Raw genomic sequence first — 19,650 nt, 5'->3', positions numbered from 1 at the left:
CGAGGGAGATCCTGTCATGTCTGGAAAGTTCGTCGTCGGCTACGACGGCAGCGTGTCATCGCGACGCGCCTTGGAATTCGCGGTAGACCGCGCACGCGCTCAGGGCGGCACCATCGTTCTGGCGCATGTGCTTGAATGGTCGCCCTATTCCTTCCTGACCGCAAGCGAACTGGAAGAGCGCCACAAACGCCGCCGCGAAGAAATGGAACGCGCCGAAAAGGCGATCACTTCCACCGTCGTGGCCGAATTGCAGGACAGCGGGATGCCGGTTGAGACCATGATCCGCTACGGCAATACCGCCGATCTGCTCTGCCGTATCGCCAAAGAGGTGAACGCCGTTCAAATCGTGATCGGGCGCGATGGTCAGTCGGCGATTGGCGCGCGGGTGTTCGGATCGGTCGCCGGTGCGCTCGTGCAGACAGCGCCGGTGCCCTGCACCATTGTTCCATAAAATATAGAAACAACAGGGATGATAAAAATGAAACGATACGCATTTCCTGCGGCGGCTGCGGTCGGGGCGGCATTGCTTGCCATGCCCGCCCATGCACAATCCGTTGATGAAAAGGTCAATCAGATCTTCGCAAGTTCAACCGGCTGGTTCGTCAATCTGATCTTTTCCAACTTTCCGGGCACCTCCTTTCCGTGGATCGTGGCTTGGTTGGTGATTGGTGCCACCGTGTTCACGCTCTATTTCGGCTTTATCCAGTTTCGCGCGATCGGCCATTCCATTGCATTGGTCAAAGGCGACTACTCCGACCCCAACGATGCCGGTGAGGTCAGCCATTTTCAGGCGCTCGCGACGGCCCTCTCGGGCACTGTCGGCCTTGGCAATATCGCAGGCGTCGCCGTTGCGGTCAGCATCGGTGGCCCCGGCGCCACCTTCTGGATGATCCTTGCGGGCCTCATGGGCATGGCGTCTAAATTCACCGAATGCACCTTGGGCGTGAAATACCGCAACGAATACCCCGACGGGCGCGTTTCCGGCGGCCCGATGTATTACCTGACCAAGGGCTTTGCCGAACGCGGCGTGCCGGGTGGCAAAATCCTCGCCGTGCTCTTCTCGATCTTTTGTATCCTTGGCGCGCTTGGCGGCGGCAATATGTTTCAGGCCAATCAGGCGCATCAGCAGATTGCAGGCATCGTTGGCGCATATCCGGGCTGGATCACCGGCGTGATCTTTGCCGGTGTGGTCTTTGCGGTGATCGTGGGCGGCCTGAAATCCATCGCGCGGGTCACAGAAAAGGTCGTGCCGTTCATGGGTATCCTCTATGTCGGCACAGCGCTTATCATCATCGTGATGAACGCGGATCAGATCGGCTGGGCTTTTGGCCAGATTTTCGAAGGGGCCTTTACCGGGCTTGGCGTTGCGGGCGGCATGGTCGGCGCGCTCATTCAGGGCTTCAAACGCGCCGCCTTCTCGAACGAGGCTGGCGTCGGTTCAGCGGCCATCGCCCATTCGGCCGTGCGCACCAAGGAACCAATCACCGAAGGGTTCGTATCGCTGCTTGAGCCTTTCATCGACACCGTGGTGATCTGCACCATGACCGCTCTTGTGATCATCATCACCGGGCAGCTTGTTGCAGGACCTGACGTTGCCCCCAACTTTTATCCAGCGTGAGCGAGACTCCGGGTTTGAGTTTTGCCGTTTTCGGCGGATTGGGCAACGGGGTCTGGCGCGGAGCTTTGCGTATTGCGCAGCGTCAGGCCCCGTTGCGGGGTGAAGGTCTGTGCGAACTCGGCGGGCGTTTGCCAGCCGAGGCGGGAATGGGGGCGTTCGGTGTTGTAGTCCTTGCGCCAGGCGGCCAGCGTGACGCGAGCATGGTTCAGGGACGGAAACAGGGTCTCGTTCAACAGCTCATCGCGTAGTCGACCGTTGAAGCTTTCGATGAAGGCATTCTGGGTCGGCTTGCCTGGCGCGATGTAATGCCAGTCGATCTTGCGGTCATCGGCGAACGTCAGGATCGCGTTCGAGGTGAACTCGGTCCCATTGTCGCTGACCACTGTTCCGGGCTTTCCACGGGCCTCGAACAGCGTCGCCAGTTCACGCGCCACTCTGGCCCCGGACAGCGAAGTGTCGGCGATGAGCGCGAGGCATTCGCGGGTGCAGTCATCGACCACGGTTAGGATTCTGAACCGGCGGCCATCCGTCAGTTGATCGGATACGAAGTCCAACGACCAGCGCTGGTTCGGCATCAACGGCAACACCATCGGGGCCCGTGTTCCCATGGCACGTTTGCGCCCACCGCGACGGCGCACATGCAGCCGCTCTTCGCGGTAGATGCGGAACAGCCGCTTGTGATTGACCTCATGGCCCTCACGCCGCAAAAACACATGCAGACGCCGATAGCCGAACCTGCGGCGAACTCGTGCCAGTTCCTTCAGCCTCTCCCGCAGCGCGGGATCATCCTGCCGGATCGCCTCATAGCGCATCGTCATCCTGCAGCAGCCGATGACCCGACACGCCCGCCGTTCGCTCATCCCGTGGCCTTCCACAAGATGTGCGACCGCTTGCCGCTTCGCGGCGGGCGTCACCATTTTTTTCCGAGCAAGTCTTTCAGAGCCGAGTTGTCCAACATGGCGTCGGCGAGCAGCTTCTTCAGCTTCCCGTTCTCATCCTCAAGCGCCTTCAGACGCTTCGCCTCACTGACATCCATGCCGCCATACTTGGCTTTCCATTTATAGACAGTTGCATCGCTGACACCGTGCTTGCGGCACAGATCGGCCACGGAAATACCCGCCTCATGCTCTTTCAGGATGCCAATGATCTGATCTTCGGTAAATCTGCTGCGCTTCATCTCTGGTCCTTTCGGTTGGGCCAGAGTCTATCTCAAACTGGATTAGATGCAGGGGGCAACGTCAGACCGGATGGCAATTACCTGCTCAACGAAGCGGGCACCGCGATCCAAACCGTCGGCGGCACTTCGGGCGTTGGTCTGACCTCCGCTGCCTTTGGCAGTGCGATCAGCTGGTTTCCTTATGTTCTGGCGATCGCCGTCGTGCTCTTTGCCTTTTCCACCATGATCAGCTGGTCCTATTACGGCCTCAAGGCCTGGACCTATCTCTTTGGCGAAGGCGAGACCAAGGAACTGGTGTTCAAGGTGATCTTCTGCATCTTCGTGGTGATCGGTGCCGCCGCCAATCTTGGCCCGGTGATCGACTTCTCGGATGCGGCGATCTTTGCCATGGCAGTGGTCAATATCATCGGGCTCTACATCCTGATGCCCATCGTCAAACGCGAGTTGGACAGCTATCTCAGCCGGCTTAAATCAGGCGAAATCAAGAAGTTCGAGTAACTTTTCACCCGATTTGACAATCATGGGGGCCAGCGGATGTCCGCTGGCCCCTTTGGATTCACGCAGATCATGCATAGGTAGACGTCAGAACGACACGACGATTTTCCCTCAAGGAGGACCCGTTATGGACAAAGAGACATACCAGAACAAGCTGCAAGCCCAACTCGATCAATGGAAAGCCGAAATCGACAAGCTGCAAGCCCAGTCGCGCGAGGCGTCTGCCGACATGCAGATCAAGTATCAGGAGCAGATCAAAGAGCTGCGCGAAAAACGCGCCGACATGGCAGCCCAGTATGACAAGATCGAGGCCGCCAGCATCGAAGCGTGGAAAGATTTCAAGACCGGCGCAGACGAGGCTTGGGACAACATGTCCAAAGCCATGAAATCAGCATGGGGTCGGTTTGGCTGACTGTCTGCCCAGCCTTTTCAACTGCCACCACGCAAGCGCCATAACAGGCGCTTGCGTGCTTTTTCAGAGGTAGAATGGCTTGCTCAGGCTGCCGCAAACCCGGCGTCAAGCGCCGACAGGATCACGTTCACCTCAGCCTCGGAAATCACCAGAGGCGGCGACATCAGGATATTATGCGCCCCCAGACGCACCATCGCCCCCGCCTCATACGTCGCCTGATGCACCCGCTTCATGGTCGCGGCATCCATGGGCGTCTTTTTCGCGCGGTCGCTGACCAGCTCGATTCCCATCATCAAGCCATGACCGCCACGCACATCACCGATGATGTCGTATTTTTCGGCCAGCTTCTTGACCCCTTCATAAAGCTGCGTGCCGCGCACGGCGGCATTGCTCTTGGTATCCAGCCGCAGCGTTTCTGACAGGCAGGCCACCACCGCCGCCGCCCCCACGGGATGCGCCGAATAGGTGTAGCCTGTCCAGATGCTGCCTTCTGGCCCTGCCTTTTCAAATACCTCGGCGACCTTGTCGCCCAGAACCACGCCGCCCACAGGGAAATAGCCGCTGGTGATGCCCTTGGCGATGGTCATCATGTCGGGCTTGACGCCCCAATGCCGGGCTCCGGTCCAATCCCCCGTGCGCCCAAATCCGGTGATCACCTCGTCCGAGATCATCAGAATGCCGTAGCGGTCGCAGATGTCGCGCATATGCTTCATAAAGGACGCATCCGGCACGATCACACCACCAGCGCCTTGAATAGGCTCCATGATAAAGGCGGCAATCGTGCTGGGGTCCTGAAACTCGATCTCATCCACCATGGCGGCAGCAATCTTTTCCGCCAGTTTGGCCCCATCGGTCTCATCGAACGGGTTGCGATAGGTATAGGGGCTGGGCAGATGAAAACAGCCCGGCAACAGCGGCTCATAGGTGATCCGGAACCGGTTGTTGCCATTGACCGACGCACCACCCCAATGGGTGCCGTGATAGCCCTTTTTCAGGCTCAGGAACTTGGTGCGCGTGGGTTCCCCCCGCAGGCGGTGATATTGCCGCGCCATGCGCAGCGCCGTGTCCACGCTATCTGACCCGCCCGAGGTGAAAAAGACGCGCGTCATCCCATCCTCGGCAAAGAACTCCTGCACCGCATAAGAGGCTTCGATGGCCGCGGGGTTGGTGCTGCCGGCAAAGGCAGAATAATAAGGCAATTGCCAAAGCTGATCGGAAATCGCCTGCTTCACCACATCGTTGGAATAGCCAAGGTTGACGCACCACAGGCCCCCCACCGCATCCACCGGATCATGCCCGTCGATATCGGTGATCCGCACACCTGCGGCACTTTTGATGATTTTCGGTGCATTGGCCTGCTGCTCACCGGGATGCCCCATCGGGTGCCACAGATGGCGCGCGTTCATCTCACGCAGGAAATTGTCGTCTTTCATGGGGTGCTCCGGCAGGTAGAGGGAATTTGATCAAATTCTGCCACTGCCGTGCGAAACTGTCCAGAGGGATAAACGGGCCGGGATACGCAATCCCGACCCAACCCCGCTTGGTGGATCACTCCGCCAGCTTTTCCTCGATGATCGCCTTGAGATCATCATAGGCCATGTTGGCATATTTCTGCTCGTTGATCACCAGCGTCGGCGTCGACTCGACGCCATGGGCCTCGGCGTTCTCTTGATGCCACGCGACTAGCGCCTTGGCCTTTTCGGTGTCATTGAGACAGGCCTCAACCGCATCCGGCTCTAGCCCGGCAACCTTGCCGATCCGGCGCAGGTTGTCGGCAATCGCGGCAGGCTCGCCTTGGGTCCATTCCCCCTGCTGCTCATAAATCATGTCCGAGATGCCAAAGAATTTCTCGGGCCCGCCACAGCGCGCCACCATCGACGCCCATAGGCCGAACCGGTCAAAATAGACATCGCGATAGATGAAATGCACCTTGTCCGTGTCGATATACTCAGCCTTCAACTGCTTGAGCGGCCCCTTGTGAAAATTGGCACAATGCGGACAGGTAAAGGACGCGTATTCGATGATCGTCACCTTGGCATCCTCTGGCCCCATCGTCATTTCGACGATTTGCGATGTATCCGGGGCCGCCTCTTGCGCCACGGCGGGGCCGGTAAGCATGGCAAGGGCCAGCGCCCCGGTTGCGATCAAGTGTTTCATATCATTATCCTTGGTCTGATGGGTCAGTCAGTGTTGTGACTTTGTTAACACGTTGCGCGCCAGCCTTTCCAGCGCCGCCCGCAATCCATCGTCGGTCACAGGCGCGGCAAGGCTCGTGGCGGTTTGCAACGTCTCGGGTGCCACGACGGGCGGGGCCGCCACTTTGGGCCGATGGGTGAACTCCACCTGCCCCTCTGCAAAGCCCACGGGCGCGGTCTGAGTGATGCGGATACGCGCGATGGCATTGTAGCCATAGACGGCATTGACCCGCTCGCGCAGCTTTTCCTTCTGCATCTCCAGCATCGGGGCCTGCGCGCCGGTCGTGAGCAGCGTGAGCGTCGCCCCCATCCCCTGCCGCGCATAGGACACTTCGACGGGCCGCGCGATGGCGGCGATGTCGTCGCCCACCACTTCGGCCCAATGCGTCAATAGCCGCGATTGCGCAAATCCACGGCTCTCGGAGGCGCGGCGTATGCTGGTCTGCAGCAACGCCGAGGTGCGTTTGAACCCGTATGTCGCGGCCTTGCGGCTGGTCATGGTTGGCGCTCTCCTCACTGGCGCTAATCTATGGCATGTGACAGGGGATACCAGAGCCGATTGCGCGGCAAGGGGGTAAACTATGCGTTATTTCGCCGAGGCCGAAAGCCTGCTTGCGTGGTATGATACCCATGCCCGCGACCTGCCTTGGCGGATCAGCCCCGCAGCCCGCGCGGCTGGTGCCCATCCCGATCCCTACCGTATCTGGCTGAGCGAGGTGATGCTCCAACAGACCACCGTCGCGGCGGTCAAATCCTATTTCCTGCGCTTCACCACGCTCTGGCCCACCGTCGCCGATCTTGCAGCGGCCGAGGATGCGCAGGTCATGGGGGAATGGGCCGGACTGGGCTATTACGCCCGCGCCAGAAACCTTCTGAAATGCGCGCGCGTTGTGGTGCGCGATCATGGCGGGCGATTTCCCGACACGCTCGACGGCCTGCGCGCCCTGCCCGGCATCGGGCCTTATACCGCCGCCGCCATTGCCGCGATTGCCCACGATCAACCGCATGTCGTGGTAGACGGCAATGTCGAAAGGGTGATGGCCCGGCTCTATGATATCCATACCCCCCTCCCCACCGCCAAGCGCGAGTTGACCGAGGCGGCAGCCCGCCTTACCCCCCGCTTGCGGCCCGGCGATTATGCTCAGGCGGTGATGGATCTTGGCGCCACCATTTGCACGCCCAAATCCCCCGCCTGCGGTCTTTGCCCGTGGCGTGCGCCCTGTGCGGCCCGCGCCGCAGGCACCGCCCAACATCTCCCCCGCAAACTGCCCAAAACGCCCAAGCCGGTGCGCCATGGTCACGCCTATGTCGCACGGCGGGCCGATGGCGCATGGCTCTTGGAACGCCGCCCCGATAGCGGCCTCTTGGGCGGCATGCTGGGCTGGCCCGGCAGCGACTGGGGCGAATCTCCGCTCCCCACACCGCCCATCGCCGCCGACTGGCAGCAGCTAGAGGCCGAAGCGCGCCACACTTTCACTCATTTCCACCTCCGCCTCACTGTCCACGTGGCCTTTGTGCCCAATGGCGTGCCCCCCGAACGTGGCATGTTCCTATCTGACGCAGCGTTTCGCCCCACAGAGCTGCCAACCCTCATGCGAAAGGTCTTTGACCTCGCGCGGGCTGCGCTAAACTATGCCCCATAACGCAAGCGCGAAACTTCTCAGGACCGTTCCATGATACCCGCCGACAAGGTTGCCCAACTGCACCGCGCCCTGCCCTTCTGGATGTCGCTTATCTTGCTCCCTGTGGCCGTGCTGGGCGCATTGCAAGGCGGCTGGACCGTGCTTTTGTTGCCTCTGACCACATGGTATTTTTTCTCGATCCTCGACGCCTTTCTCGGGCTCTATACCGAGAATGCCGATCTTGAGACGCGCGACGATCAACTGACCTGGTATCGCGCGATCACCCTGATCTGGGCACCGTTCCAATTTGGCCTGCTCTATTGGTTGATCTGGTATGTCACAGGCCCGGGCGACGCGCATCTCAGCCCGCTGGAAACCATCCTTCTGTTCTTCGGGGTGGGGGTGATCACCGGTACTGTGGGCATCAACTATAGCCATGAACTCATGCACCAGAAAAACCGGAGCGAGCGATTTCTTGGCGATGTTCTGCTCGCCATGGTGCTTTATTCGCATTTCCGGTCAGAGCATCTTTTGGTGCACCACCGCTACGTCGGCACCCCCCGCGATCCCGTCACAGCCCGCTATAACGAGGGGTTTCACCGCTTTTTCCCTCGCGTGCTGCGGCAAAGCTGGCAGTCAGCCTTCAAGGCCGAGGCCGAGATGCTCGCCCGCCGCAACTTGCCTTGGCACGACCTCAAGAACCCGTTTTTCAAATACTGGGCACTCCAAGGCTTCATGGCCCTGCTTGCCGTTCTGATCGGCGGCTGGATTGGGCTTGGCCTGTTTTTCTGGCAAGCCTTTGTCGCGATTTGGCAGCTAGAGCTTGTAAACTACATCGAACATTACGGCCTCACCCGCAAACATCTCGGTGGCGGCAAATACGAGCATGTTCAACCGCGCCATAGCTGGAACGCGGCACACAAGGCGTCAAATTGGCTGTTGATCAACCTGCAACGCCATTCCGATCATCACTACAAACCCGATCGCCGCTTTCCGCTCTTGCAGAACTATACCGAGGCGGACGCGCCGCAATTGCCCTATGGCTATCCGGTGATGACCATGGCCGCCATGGTTCCGCCCATTTGGCGGCGGGTGATGAACCCCCGCGTGCGCCGCTGGCGCGAGATGTATTACCCCGAGATCACCAATTGGCGACCCTATAATCGCGCCAGCACCCCGATGCCGCGCTAGACGTACATCGGCCGGGGCCAAAGGCCGCGCGCGGCGTATCGACACTGAAGTAAGCGGTATCCAAAGGGTCAAACTGATGGAGTTTGACAAGGATCGTGCAGCCCTCTGAGAAAGAACTGCATGGATGCGCTTGGCGGCCCCTCCTGCACGTCAGAGAGGCAACGCACCGGTCAGGTCAAGCGCGCTCGATCACCGCCTGTGCCTCGGCAAAAGACAACAACCGGCGTCCCTGTTCATCCCAAAGGTGGAGCCGCGCATTGGCGAGGCTCTCGCGGATGGTCATCCGGTTGATTTCCGCCAATTGCGCGTGATCGCGCAACGCCTCAGGCAGCCGATAAAACGGGATACGGCTGTTGACGTGATGCACGTGGTGAATCCCAATATTGGCGCTCAGCCATTGCAGCCAGCCGGGCAACACGTAATGCGAACTGCCCTCAAGGGCGGCATCATGCAATTGCCAGTTTTCCTCGGCCTCCCAATGGGTGGTCTCGAATTGATGCTGCACGTAGAACAGCCACACCCCCGCCGTCGCCGCCAGAACGGTCGAGGGCAAAAAGATCAAGAGGATCGGCATCAGCCCACCGAACCAGCCCACCAAACCCAGCACCAGCAACAAAGCGGCATTGGTGGCCATTGCGCTAACCCAATAGCGCGCTTTGCCCATGAAACCGAGCGGCAGACGGTTTTCCAGCAAAAAGATATACCCCGGCCCCAGCCCGAACAGAACCAGCGGGTTGCGGTAAACCCGGTATTTCAGGCGCTGAAACGGCGTCAGCGCAGCATATTCCGCAACCGTCAGCGTGTCGATATCGCCAATCCCCCGCCGCCCCAGATTGCCCGAGGAGCTGTGGTGGATCGAATGCGAATGCCGCCACACGTCATAGGGCGTAAGCGTCACCACCCCAAGCACCCGGCCAAGCCAGTCATTCATCGACCGGCTCTTGAAAAAGGCCCCGTGGCCGCAATCATGCTGGATCGCAAAGAGGCGCAAGAGGAACGGCGCGGCACAAAGCGCCAGCACGACACTCAGCACATAACTCAGCGACAAAGCCCACCAAGCCAGCCCCCAAAGTGCGAGGAACGGACCAACGGTCACGGCCAGTTCGAATGCAGCACGGGGCGAACTCGGCTCGCGGTATTTCGCAAGGAGTTGCGCCCATTCCCTGCCAGCACGTGTTTCGGGTGGCAGCGGGGCGGGGTGGGGTTGATCGAGCATGTGCCTGTTTTTTTTGGTACCGATTGCCAAACTCATAGAGGATTGACCAGCGTTTGCAAACGTTGCGTCACCCTAACCCCTGCGCTATTTGACCACGTTTGAGAAATTTATGACCCTACGTCACGCAAAAGCCCCGCAAGACGACCTTGCGGGGCTTTGCAGTTCATAAAATGGGTCGACTCACTCAGCTTGTCTTCTTGCCCTTGATCGGCGCCCAGATCCGCTTGTTGGTCAGATAGAGCAATACCGACAGGATCGTCAGAAAGATCACCCCGGTCAGGCCCGCATGCTTGCGCGCCATCATCTTGGGCTCTGCGGTCCACATCAGAAAGGCCGCAACATCCTCGGCCTGCTGTTCCAGCGTGGCAACGGTGCCGTCGTCATATTCGACATCGTCACCCCAGAGCGGCTGACCCATGGCGATCCAGCTACCGGGCACCGTGTGATGGCCATCCTCATCCTTGCACTCGTCCGGATAGCCACCGGCGGTGAAGGCCGCGTTATACGTGCCGGTGAAATCCTCCGGCGCGCATTCCGGCGCTTCGTGATAGCCGACCATCAGCGAGTAGATATATTCCGCCCCGCCCATGCCGTTGAAAAGCTGGCTCAGACCGGTGCCGTAGGGGCCATGAAACCCTGCACGCTTTTTGGCCATAAGGCTCAGGTCCGGCGCGCTGGCAGAGGTGACAGCCGGAAAATGGTCGGTCGGGGTGGCGGGCCGGAAATCGTCAAGCTCCGGGTCGAACACCTCGAACTGCTCGGAATAGGCAAAGACCTGATCCTGAGGCAGCTGCGGCCCCCCCTCGTCCCCCAAGGTCCGAAGCGGCACATATTGCAGGCCGTGGCACGCCGCGCAGACCTGCGTATAGACCTTCAGACCGCGCTGAAGCTGGTTTTGGTCAAACTTGCCGAACGGACCTTCAAAGGAAAAGGCGACGTCCTCGATATGCCCCTCGCCCCCGGCGGCCAATGCGCCGCCAGTCGAGAGGGACAGGGCCACAAGGGCCGCAATGCCTGTTGTCTTGAACATTGTCATCCGTCCTTTCTTATTCGGCGGGCGTGTGGGCCTTGCCATAATGCGCATCGAAGTCTTCCTCGATGGTGGCAGGCTGGGCCTCGGGTTTCTCGATCACGCCCAAGAGCGGCAGGATCACCAGGAAATAGGCGAACCAATAGGCCGACGCGATCAACGAGATGGTCGAATAGGGCGGCTCGGCGGGCATTGCGCCAACCCAGGTCAACACCACAAAGTCGATCACCAAAAGCCAGAACCACCACTTGAACATCGGACGATAGCGGCCCGACCGCACCGAAGAGGTATCCAGCCACGGGGCCAGCGCCATGACCGCGATCGCCCCGAACATCGCCAACACACCAAAGAACTTGGCGTCGATGATGCCACCGGTGATCCAGCTGGCGAACATCACCACCCAGACATCGCCGGTAAAGGCGCGCAGGATCGCGTAGAACGGCAGGAAGTACCATTCCGGCACGATATGCGCAGGCGTGACCAGAGGGTTCGCTTCGATGTAGTTGTCGGGGTGGCCAAGGTAGTTGGGCATAAAGCCGACGACCGCAAAGAACACCACCATGATCACGGCAAGCGCGAACAGGTCCTTGATCACGAAATAGGGCCAGAACGGCACAGTATCGCGAGCGGCCTCATCCTTGGACGTGCGGCGCACATCAACCCCGGTTGGGTTGTTGTTGCCGGTGGTGTGGAACGCCCAGATATGCAGCGCAACCAGTGCGGCAATGACGAACGGCAGCAGATAATGCAGCGAGAAGAAGCGGTTCAGCGTGGCATTGTCCACCGCCGGCCCGCCCAAAAGCCACGTTTGGATCGAGTCGCCGATGAACGGGATCGCACCAAAGAGACCGGTGATCACCGTGGCCCCCCAGAACGACATCTGGCCCCAAGGCAGCACGTAACCCATGAACGCCGTACCCATCATCATCAGATAGATGAGCATGCCGATGATCCATGTCACCTCACGCGGGGCCTTGTAGGACCCATAGTAGAGGCCGCGGAAAATATGCAGATAAACCGCAACAAAGAACAGCGACGCGCCGTTCATGTGCAAATAGCGGATGAAGTGGCCGCCATTCACGTTGCGCATGATATGCTCAACGCTGGCAAAGGCCAGATCGACATGCGGCGTGTAATGCATCACCAGAATGATGCCGGTAACGATTTGCAGCACCAGACAGAAGGTCAGAACGATCCCCCAAATCCACATCCAGTTCAGGTTCTTGGGCGTGGGGATCATGATGGTGTCATAGAGCAAGCCGACGATGGGCAGGCGCGAATGCAGCCATTTCTCGCCGCTCGTCTTGGGCTCGTAGTGATCGTGCGGAATTCCGGACATTTGCGCGTTTCCTTATCCCAGTTGGATCGTGGTTTCGTCGAGGAATGTGGCGACGGGAATCCACAGGTTCTCAGGCGCCGGACCTTTGCGGATACGGCCAGCCGTGTCGTAATGCGACCCGTGGCAAGGGCAGAACCAGCCGCCAAAATCGCCCGATCCGTCGCCAATCGGCACGCAACCCAGATGGGTGCACACGCCGATCATCACGAGCCATTCGCCCGCCTCATCCAGCGTGCGGTTCTGGTCCGACGCATCAAGCGCGAGGTCATTACGGTTCTGTGCATTCTGGTCCGGCAGTTCCGCCAGCTCAACGGCACGGGCAGCTTCGATCTCTTTTTTCGTGCGGCGACGGATGAAAACCGGCTTGCCCAAGAATTTGACGCTGATCTGCGTGCCGGGCTCAACACCCGAAACATCGACGCGGATCGAGGACAGCGCCTGCACATCCGCCGAAGGGTTCATCTGGTTGATGAGCGGCCAGATGGCCGCACCTGCGGTCACGGCACCGACGCCTGCGGTCGCATAATAGAGGAAATCCCTCCGGGTGCCTTCGTGATCTTCTGCGTGGGACACGAGAATTACTCCCTATATATCAGAGCCGCAATCGGCCTCATACGATGTTAGGCCACGGGATTCCCATGGCCAGTCTGTGCGGCTATTTAGCGGGGCTTTGGGGGGCCGTCCAGCCTGCAATACCCCAAGATTTGGTCAGAGCGCGCATCTGTCGCGCTTGACCGGCTTCTATCGCGAAATCAGACAGCGCAATGGCCCCCCTCTCTCGCCTGTTGGCGGGGCTTATGCGGGGGCTGTTCGCATCATGCTGTCGCGCGCGGCCATCTTGGCATACCACGCCTCCAGCGCCGGATGCCCAACCCGCCAGCCGCGCGCATCATGGCGGAAATCAAGATAGCCCAGCGCACAGCCCAGCGCGATATGGCTCATATCGAGCGGCCCCGCGAGATGGCTCATCCAGCGGCCCTCAACGGCATCCAGCGCCCTTGCAACCTTGGCCCATTGCCCCTCGACCCAAGGGGCATAGCGGATCTCTTCGGGCCGGAACCGCGCCTCATAGGTCATCGCGAGCGCCGCCTCCATGATCCCTTCGGCAATCGCCTCCAGCGTCAGCACCTCCCAGAGCCGCGCCTCGGGATAAAACCGCCCATCAGCGCGCGCATCCAGATAGCGGGTGATCACCCGGCTGTCATGGATCGCCGGGCCGTCCAGCCGCACCAGCGCCGGTATCTTGCCCAGCGGATTGGCCGCCGCCGCCTGCGGATCGGTCTCAAGCGGTGTGGTGGTCACATCGACCACCTCAACCTGATCGTCCAACCCGGATTCCAGCAAGAGCACGCGGACCTTGCGCACAAAGGGGGACAATGGCGAGGAAATCAGTTTCATGGCGCGCTCCTTTAGATGTTCGCCGCGACCCTAGGCGCAGCCCCCAACGCTGTAAAGCCGCTCAGGCAGGCGGCGCGCGCATCCACTCCGCCAACAAGTCACTCTCTTGCCCCTGCCCCGCCGGCCCCAGATGATCGGCGGCGCGCAGGCGCACCTCCTCGGGCTTGTTCTGCCCCAATTTCCACGTGCCTGCGATCTCGTCCACGCGCATCGCACAGGGCACGATCTGCCGCATCATCCGCTCCAACACCTCGGGTGTCATCTTCTCGGCCCGCCATTCCGGCTTGGGCGCAAGCCGCGCCTCGAACTCCGCCGATTGCCGATCCAAAAGGTCGCGCATCCCCTCCTGCGGCTGCAACGTGACCTCGCCCACCAGATGCACAGCCACGTAATTCCACGTGGGCACCTGATCCTCGACCCCATACCAATCGGGCGAGACATAGGATTGCGGCCCCTCTATCGCCAACCGCGCGCGCAACGGCCCGGTCAAAAGCCGCGCAATCGGGTTTGACCGCACCAGATGAAATTCGGCCCGCGTGCCGTCGGCATTCAAAAGAAACGGAATATGGCTCATCAGCGGCCCCTCGGGGCTGCAAACGGCCAGAATGCCAAAGCCCCGCGCGCGGGCAAATTCCAGATTGCGCTCGCTCGGTGTCTGACGAAAAGCAGGATTGGGATGCATGGCCTTAGTCCTCGCGCCGGGGGCAGAGAATATCCTCAACGGCCTGCGCCACCCGCAACAGCCGCTCTTCGCCATAGGGCTGACCGCAGAGCATCAGCCCACAGCTTGGCACCCCTGTGGGCAGCGTCACGGCACACAGCCCCAAAAGATTGCCCACCCGCGTATTGCGCAGGGTCAGCAGGTTTTCGGTCACGTAATAGTCAGGGTCCGCCAAAAGCCGCGCCTGATCCGGCGGCAGGTTGGGGGCCGAAGGCATGAGCACCGCATCATAGCCCGCAACCCGCGCGGTCCACGCCGCACGCAGCGCCTCCAACTTGCGCCAGCCCGCCACATAATCCGCCGCACTTATATCTTTGCCACTGCGGAACCGCTCCAGAATCGGCGCAAACATCTTGTCCGGGGCCGCCTCGATCACCTCGCGCCACAAACCATAGGCCTCGCCCGTAAACAGCACCGGCGACAGCGGTAGCGCCTCGGCCACCTCTGGGGCTTCGATCTCGTCGATCACCGCGCCCGCATCGCGCAGCATCTCCAGCGCCAGCGCATGCGCACGCGCAGGCTCGGGCCGAATATCCTCCATCACGCCCGTGCGCAGCGCCGCAAACCGCAACCCCAAGAGCGAAGCCCCACGCAAATCGGCCGCTTTGCGCCCTTCCAGCGCCGCCAACATCAGTGCGCAATCCTCGACCGAGCGCGCCAGCGGTCCAACCGTGTCGAACCGCAGGCAGAGCGGCACCACCCCTTGCAAAGACACCCGCCCCGACGTGGTCTTGAGCCCGACCAGATCGTTCCACGCCGCAGGGATGCGCACCGACCCGCCAGTATCCGACCCGATCCCGCAAGGGGCCAAATCAAACGCCACGCTCGCCGCCGCCCCCGAAGATGATCCGCCGGGCACAGCATCTGCGTTGTTCACGCAAGGCGGCGTTGCCGTCACCGGGTTCAGCCCCAGTCCGGAAAACGCCAATTCGCTCATATGTGTCTTGCCAAGGCACACCAGCCCCGCCGCCGTGCCATTGCGCAACACCTCGGCATCTCGTTCCGGCACCCGGCCTTTCAACAGCGCCGATCCCGCCTCGGTCGCGACACCCGCGCTGTCAAAGAGGTCCTTCCAGCTGACCGGCACCCCGTCCAGCAGGCCCAGACGTTGCCCCGCCTTGGCCCGTGCCGATGCCGCCGCCGCCTCAGCCCGCGCGCGGCTCTCTGTCACAGAGCTGTAGATTCGATCGCGCAGCGGATGGGCGGTGATCGCCGCCAGATAGGTCTCGCACAGCGCCTCGGAGTCAATCTCGCCGCGCGCAATGCCGCGCCCCAGATCGCCCGCCGTCATCCTGAGCCAGTTCTGCATCGCGTCCCCCTATCCGTTCAAAAACCATTGCTAGCGGCAGAGCGGCGCATGGACAATCCCGCGCGCACGCACATATTGGGCGGCATGACACATGACAGCGATCTTCTCATCGTCGGCGGTGGCCTGAATGGCCCCGCTCTTGCGCTTGCCGCAGCACAGGCCGGGCTTTCCAGCACCGTGATCGACGCCCTGCCCGAACCGACCCGCAAGAACGCGGCGTTTGACGGGCGGTCCTATGCTTTGGCGCTCGCCTCCGTGCGGCTCTTGCAAAACCTCGGGATATGGAACCGCGTGGCCGAAAACGCCCAACCCATGCTGGAAATCAAGGTCTCGGACGGGCGCGCGGGCGAGGGGCCATCGCCCTTCTTTCTGCATTTCGACCATGCCGAGATCGAAGAAGGCCCCATGGGCCATATGCTTGAAGACCGCTTTTTGCGCCGCGCCCTGATCGAGGCCATGGCAGAGCAACCGCTGATCACCCAAGTTTCCAACGACACGGTGACAGCCCAAGAAAGTGCCGCCACCAGCGTCACCCTCACGCTTGCCTCGGGCAAAACCCTGACCGGGCGGCTTTTGATCGGGGCCGATGGGCGTAGCTCAGGCACCGCCGCGCGCGCAGGTATCCGGCGCACCGGCTGGGGCTATGGTCAAACAGCACTTGTCGCCGCCATCGAACACGAATTACCGCATCACGGCATCGCGCATCAATTCTTCATGCCCCCCGGCCCGCTTGCCATCCTGCCGCTGCCGGGCAATGTCAGCTCGATCGTCTGGTCTGAAACAGACGCCACCGCCGCCCGTTTCGCAGCCCTGCCCGATGCAGATTTCATGGAGGTGCTTCGGCCTCGCTTCGGCGATTTTCTGGGCGCGATCAAGCTGCGCGGCGCGCGCTATACCTACCCGCTCAGCCTGACGGTGGCCAACAGCTTTGTCGCCGACCGGCTCGCTCTGATCGGCGACGCCGCCCACGGCATGCACCCGATTGCCGGTCAGGGGCTGAACGCAGGTCTGCGTGATGTGGCCGCCTTGGCGCAGGTGATGACCGAAGCCAACCGCCGGGGCGAGGATATCGCTGCACCCGATGTGCTTGCCCGTTATCAACAATGGCGGCGGTTCGATACCGCGACACTGGCCTTGGCCACCGACCTCACCAACCGGCTCTTCTCCAATGACAACCCGATCCTGCGCACCGCCCGCGACCTTGGCATGGGCGCGATCAGCCATATGCCACGCCTGCGCCGGGGCTTCATCCGCGAGGCCGCAGGGCTGACAGGGGATTTGCCCGAGTTGATGAAAGGGTAAGAGGGGCTGCAGATTTTGGCACTGAGGCGCGCCGTCGCTGGGCCGGGGACTAGCGAAGCAACGGAAGTGGATGCCACTTTATGCCAGCAAATTCCGTGTGACCCGCCAGAGCAGCGCCACACCTCCAAATCGCTGGTCCGCGGGACGGCCCAGCGATCCGCGCGGCGGCGCTACGCGCCTTGATTCCGCGCGGGGCACATGGGGCAAAAGTCGGCATCAACCTACCTTACCCGCGCTCCAGAAACCGGATCATCGTATCGCCATAGCGCCGCTCTTCGATCATCCGCATACCTTCAGGCGGGGTGATTGCAGCACTTTCCTCCCAGACAATCAGCGCCCCGTCAGAAATCCATCCCCCTGCCAGCGCCGCCGCGAGCGCCTCCTCGCCCAGCCCCTTGCCATAGGGCGGATCGAGAAAGACCAGATCATGCGGCACCATGGGATTATTCCCCGGCTTGCGCGCATCCAGAGGGAATACGCGCGTCTCCTCCTCGGCCCGGCAGAGTGCAATGTTCTGCCGCAAGAGCGACAGCGCCTTGCGCCCGCTTTCGATGAAACTCACGGCCTCCGCCCCGCGCGACAGCGCCTCAAGCCCTAGCGCCCCGGTGCCCGCGAAAAGATCAAGCACCCGCGCGCCCGTCACGGGATCGCCATAGCCCCCGGCCAAGACGTTGAACAGCGCCTCGCGCACCCGGTCCGACGTGGGCCGCAGATGCGCCGCCACATCGCCCTTGCCGACACTGGCCAGAGCCCGCCCGCGATGCGCCCCGCCGATGATCCTCACCCCAGCAACACCTTGAGATCGGCCGCCGCATCCGCGACCACCGCCGGATCAGCGGTCTTGCCCGCATCAATCAACCGCTTGCCCACCATATAGGCGCGTGGATCGTTCATCGCGTCCACCGCCAGCAACTGATCCCCCCGGAAATACCAGAACGACACCGAAGCCGCCCCATCGCGCGTCACGATCCGGTCATAGCCGGTGCTCAGCCCCGCAATCTGCAACTTTACATCATATTGATCCGACCAGAACCACGGCTTGGGCACATAGGCCACAGCGGCCCCCAGGATATTGCCCGCCACACAATCGGCCATGTCGATGGCATTGGGCACGCTCTCGAGCCGCAAACGCCCCTCGCCATGGGGAAAAGACGCGCAATCGCCAACAGCCCAGATTGTGGGATCAGACGTGCGCCCTTGGGCATCTACCGCGATGCCATTGTCAATCGCCAGCCCCGCCGCCTCGGCCAGCGCGGTATCGGGCACGATCCCCACGCCGACAATCACCATATCCACGGCCACCTCGGTCCCATCTGTCAGGTGCGCACCGCTGACCTGACCATCGCCAAGAAGCCGCTCCAAACCCACACCCTCGCGGATATCCACCCCGTGCCGCCCATGCAGCGCGCGGAAATAATCCGAAGTCTCTTTGGCCGCCACCCGTTGCAAGATACGCGGGGCCATCTCGACCAATACCACCTGCATCCCGCGCGAGGCCGCGACCGCCGCCGCCTCAAGCCCGATATAGCCGCCGCCCACAATGAGCACGCGCGCCCCCTGCACAAAACCCGGTGCCATCGCATCCACATCCGCCAGCGTGCGCACCACATGCACGCCCCCCAATTCCCCCCCAATCGCCGCAGGCAGGTGGCGGGGGCGCGATCCCGTGGCCAGCACCAGATGCGCATAGCCCAGCCGCTCTGTGCCGATCACAACCTCTTGCGCCGCGCGGTCAATCGCCGTGACGCGCAGGCCCAACCGCAGATCAATGCCCGCTTCGGCATAATAGCTTTCGGGCCGCAGATAGAGCCGCTCCAGCGCCATATCGCCCAGCAGGTATTTCTTGGACAGGGGCGGGCGCTGATAGGGCGGCACCGGCTCTTCGCCGATCAGCGTGATGGGGCCGTCATAGCCCTCACTGCGCAGCTTTGCCACCAGCGAGGCCCCCGCCTGCCCCGCTCCGATCACCACGACACCCGTCATCTTGCTTTCCCCTTCTTTGGCATGGTCACTTGCCTATCACCGGCCTATACCTACATCCATCCCGAAACCCTCGACAGACAAGGAACGACCATGACCCTTTCTTCCGGCGACAAACTGCCCGATGCAACCCTTCTGAAACTGGGCGAAAAGGGCCCCGAAGCGGTCGATCTCAAGAGCCTGACCGCGGGCCGCAAGGTGGTGATCTTTGCTGTGCCCGGTGCCTATACGCCCACCTGTTCCGCGGCGCATGTCCCCAGCTTCATCCGCACCAAGGCGCAGTTCGACGCGGCAGGCGTGGATGAAATCATCTGCGTCTCGGTCAATGATCCCTTCGTGATGAAGGCCTGGGGCGAGGCCACCGGCGCCACAGAGGCCGGTATCACCATGCTCGCCGATGCCGAAAGCGCCTTTACCAAGGCCATCGGCCTTGATTTCGACGCGCCGCCCGCTGGCCTCTTGGCGCGCTCCAAGCGCTATGCAATGGCGGTCGAGGATGGCACCGTGACGGTGCTGCATGTCGAGGAAAGCCCCGGCACCTGCGAAGTGACCGCCGGCGAATCGCTGCTCGCGGCGATGTAAAGCGGGCCAAGGGTGCGAGGGGCCAGCCCCTCGCGCTCCCCGTAGTATTTGGGCCATAAAGAA

Annotated in this window: 19 protein-coding genes and 3 pseudogenes; 8 read left to right on the top strand and 14 right to left on the bottom strand. The window is 61.6% G+C overall.

All coding sequences use genetic code 11. The features are described from left to right. Positions 1–16: 16 nt before the first annotated feature. The gene (locus ACLGGT_RS11145) at positions 17–451 is read left to right on the top strand and encodes a universal stress protein (RefSeq protein WP_008281834.1); all 435 of its coding nucleotides are present in this window, start codon (positions 17–19) and stop codon (positions 449–451) included. A 27-nt stretch (positions 452–478) separates the two neighbouring features. After that, positions 479–1,591: pseudogene (locus ACLGGT_RS11140) on the top strand (alanine/glycine:cation symporter family protein); the annotation flags it as partial. 14 nt (positions 1,592–1,605) lie between these two features. On the opposite strand, the pseudogene ACLGGT_RS11135 reads toward ACLGGT_RS11140, so the two are convergent. Both ACLGGT_RS11135 and ACLGGT_RS11130 read right to left on the bottom strand, forming a co-directional pair. Next, positions 1,606–2,544, bottom strand: a pseudogene (locus ACLGGT_RS11135) (IS3 family transposase); the annotation flags it as partial. Continuing rightward, positions 2,529–2,795: a transposase gene (locus ACLGGT_RS11130; protein WP_437195341.1), complete on the bottom strand. Its 267-nt coding sequence runs from the start codon at positions 2,793–2,795 to the stop codon at positions 2,529–2,531. The pseudogene ACLGGT_RS11135 and the gene ACLGGT_RS11130, both read right to left, overlap by 16 nt. 72 nt (positions 2,796–2,867) lie before the next feature. Between ACLGGT_RS11130 and ACLGGT_RS11125 the strand changes: the two are divergent. Continuing rightward, positions 2,868–3,293, top strand: a pseudogene (locus tag ACLGGT_RS11125) (alanine:cation symporter family protein); the annotation flags it as partial. Between the two features lie 124 nt (positions 3,294–3,417). Beyond that, positions 3,418–3,702, top strand: coding sequence for a conserved coiled coil protein (locus ACLGGT_RS11120; protein ID WP_081507803.1), 285 nt, complete (start codon positions 3,418–3,420; stop codon positions 3,700–3,702). 83 nt (positions 3,703–3,785) lie between these two features. Here ACLGGT_RS11120 and ACLGGT_RS11115 read toward each other — a convergent pair whose 3' ends face one another. The 3 genes from ACLGGT_RS11115 to ACLGGT_RS11105 form a co-directional block, all read right to left on the bottom strand. Beyond that, on the bottom strand, positions 3,786–5,135 hold the full coding sequence (locus ACLGGT_RS11115) for an aminotransferase class III-fold pyridoxal phosphate-dependent enzyme (protein ID WP_008281831.1): 1,350 nt from the start codon (positions 5,133–5,135) through the stop codon (positions 3,786–3,788). Between the two features lie 115 nt (positions 5,136–5,250). Continuing rightward, positions 5,251–5,859, bottom strand: coding sequence for a DsbA family protein (locus ACLGGT_RS11110; RefSeq protein ID WP_437196118.1), 609 nt, complete (start codon positions 5,857–5,859; stop codon positions 5,251–5,253). 27 nt (positions 5,860–5,886) lie between these two features. Beyond that, a complete protein-coding gene (locus ACLGGT_RS11105; RefSeq protein ID WP_081507800.1) occupies positions 5,887–6,396 on the bottom strand; it encodes a DUF721 domain-containing protein in 510 nt (169 codons plus the stop codon). An 82-nt stretch (positions 6,397–6,478) separates the two neighbouring features. Here ACLGGT_RS11105 and mutY point away from each other — a divergent pair, with 82 nt between their 5' ends. Both mutY and ACLGGT_RS11095 read left to right on the top strand, forming a co-directional pair. After that, on the top strand, positions 6,479–7,540 hold the full coding sequence (mutY, locus tag ACLGGT_RS11100; protein ID WP_437196117.1) for an A/G-specific adenine glycosylase: 1,062 nt from the start codon (positions 6,479–6,481) through the stop codon (positions 7,538–7,540). Positions 7,541–7,570: 30 nt separating this feature from the next. Continuing rightward, complete coding sequence (locus ACLGGT_RS11095) at positions 7,571–8,710, top strand: alkane 1-monooxygenase (RefSeq protein WP_081507798.1); 1,140 nt, start codon at positions 7,571–7,573, stop codon at positions 8,708–8,710. A 175-nt stretch (positions 8,711–8,885) separates the two neighbouring features. Here ACLGGT_RS11095 and ACLGGT_RS11090 read toward each other — a convergent pair whose 3' ends face one another. The 7 genes from ACLGGT_RS11090 to ACLGGT_RS11060 form a co-directional block, all read right to left on the bottom strand. Continuing rightward, positions 8,886–9,926: a fatty acid desaturase gene (locus ACLGGT_RS11090; protein WP_008281825.1), complete on the bottom strand. Its 1,041-nt coding sequence runs from the start codon at positions 9,924–9,926 to the stop codon at positions 8,886–8,888. A 184-nt stretch (positions 9,927–10,110) separates the two neighbouring features. Continuing rightward, positions 10,111–10,962 (bottom strand): cytochrome c1, encoded by an 852-nt coding sequence (locus tag ACLGGT_RS11085; protein ID WP_008281824.1) that lies wholly within the window; start codon positions 10,960–10,962, stop codon positions 10,111–10,113. A 10-nt stretch (positions 10,963–10,972) separates the two neighbouring features. Beyond that, positions 10,973–12,295 carry a cytochrome b gene (gene petB, locus ACLGGT_RS11080; RefSeq protein ID WP_008281823.1) on the bottom strand — a complete coding sequence of 441 codons (1,323 nt, stop codon included), beginning with the start codon at positions 12,293–12,295 and terminating at the stop codon, positions 10,973–10,975. A 12-nt stretch (positions 12,296–12,307) separates the two neighbouring features. After that, a complete protein-coding gene (gene petA, locus ACLGGT_RS11075; RefSeq protein ID WP_437196116.1) occupies positions 12,308–12,868 on the bottom strand; it encodes a ubiquinol-cytochrome c reductase iron-sulfur subunit in 561 nt (186 codons plus the stop codon). Positions 12,869–13,090: 222 nt separating this feature from the next. Beyond that, complete coding sequence (locus ACLGGT_RS11070) at positions 13,091–13,693, bottom strand: glutathione S-transferase (protein WP_422002644.1); 603 nt, start codon at positions 13,691–13,693, stop codon at positions 13,091–13,093. Positions 13,694–13,754: 61 nt separating this feature from the next. Continuing rightward, a complete protein-coding gene (locus tag ACLGGT_RS11065; protein WP_437196115.1) occupies positions 13,755–14,375 on the bottom strand; it encodes an FMN-binding negative transcriptional regulator in 621 nt (206 codons plus the stop codon). 4 nt (positions 14,376–14,379) lie between these two features. Continuing rightward, a complete protein-coding gene (locus tag ACLGGT_RS11060) occupies positions 14,380–15,723 on the bottom strand; it encodes an amidase (protein ID WP_437196114.1) in 1,344 nt (447 codons plus the stop codon). A 48-nt stretch (positions 15,724–15,771) separates the two neighbouring features. On the opposite strand from ACLGGT_RS11060, the gene ACLGGT_RS11055 reads away from it, so the two are divergent. Continuing rightward, entirely contained in the window at positions 15,772–17,025 is a 1,254-nt protein-coding gene (locus ACLGGT_RS11055) for an FAD-dependent monooxygenase (RefSeq protein WP_437196113.1), read from the top strand. A 226-nt stretch (positions 17,026–17,251) separates the two neighbouring features. Here the strand turns inward: ACLGGT_RS11055 and rsmD are convergent, their stop codons facing one another. Beyond that, positions 17,252–17,809, bottom strand: a complete 558-nt coding sequence (gene rsmD / locus ACLGGT_RS11050) for a 16S rRNA (guanine(966)-N(2))-methyltransferase RsmD (protein ID WP_437196112.1) — start codon at positions 17,807–17,809, stop codon at positions 17,252–17,254. Beyond that, a complete protein-coding gene (locus ACLGGT_RS11045; RefSeq protein WP_437196111.1) occupies positions 17,806–19,008 on the bottom strand; it encodes an NAD(P)/FAD-dependent oxidoreductase in 1,203 nt (400 codons plus the stop codon). The genes rsmD and ACLGGT_RS11045 overlap by 4 nt, the downstream gene beginning before the upstream one ends. A 90-nt stretch (positions 19,009–19,098) precedes the next feature. On the opposite strand from ACLGGT_RS11045, the gene ACLGGT_RS11040 reads away from it, so the two are divergent. Continuing rightward, positions 19,099–19,587, top strand: a complete 489-nt coding sequence (locus tag ACLGGT_RS11040) for a peroxiredoxin (protein ID WP_037298091.1) — start codon at positions 19,099–19,101, stop codon at positions 19,585–19,587. Positions 19,588–19,650: the final 63 nt, after the last annotated feature.

It is taken from the genome of Roseovarius sp. MS2, from assembly GCF_051447875.1.
Taxonomy (GTDB): Bacteria; Pseudomonadota; Alphaproteobacteria; order Rhodobacterales; family Rhodobacteraceae; genus Roseovarius; species Roseovarius mucosus_A.
The sequence above is the reverse complement of the archived record's forward strand: the minus strand, read 5'-3'. Positions and strand labels throughout refer to the sequence as shown.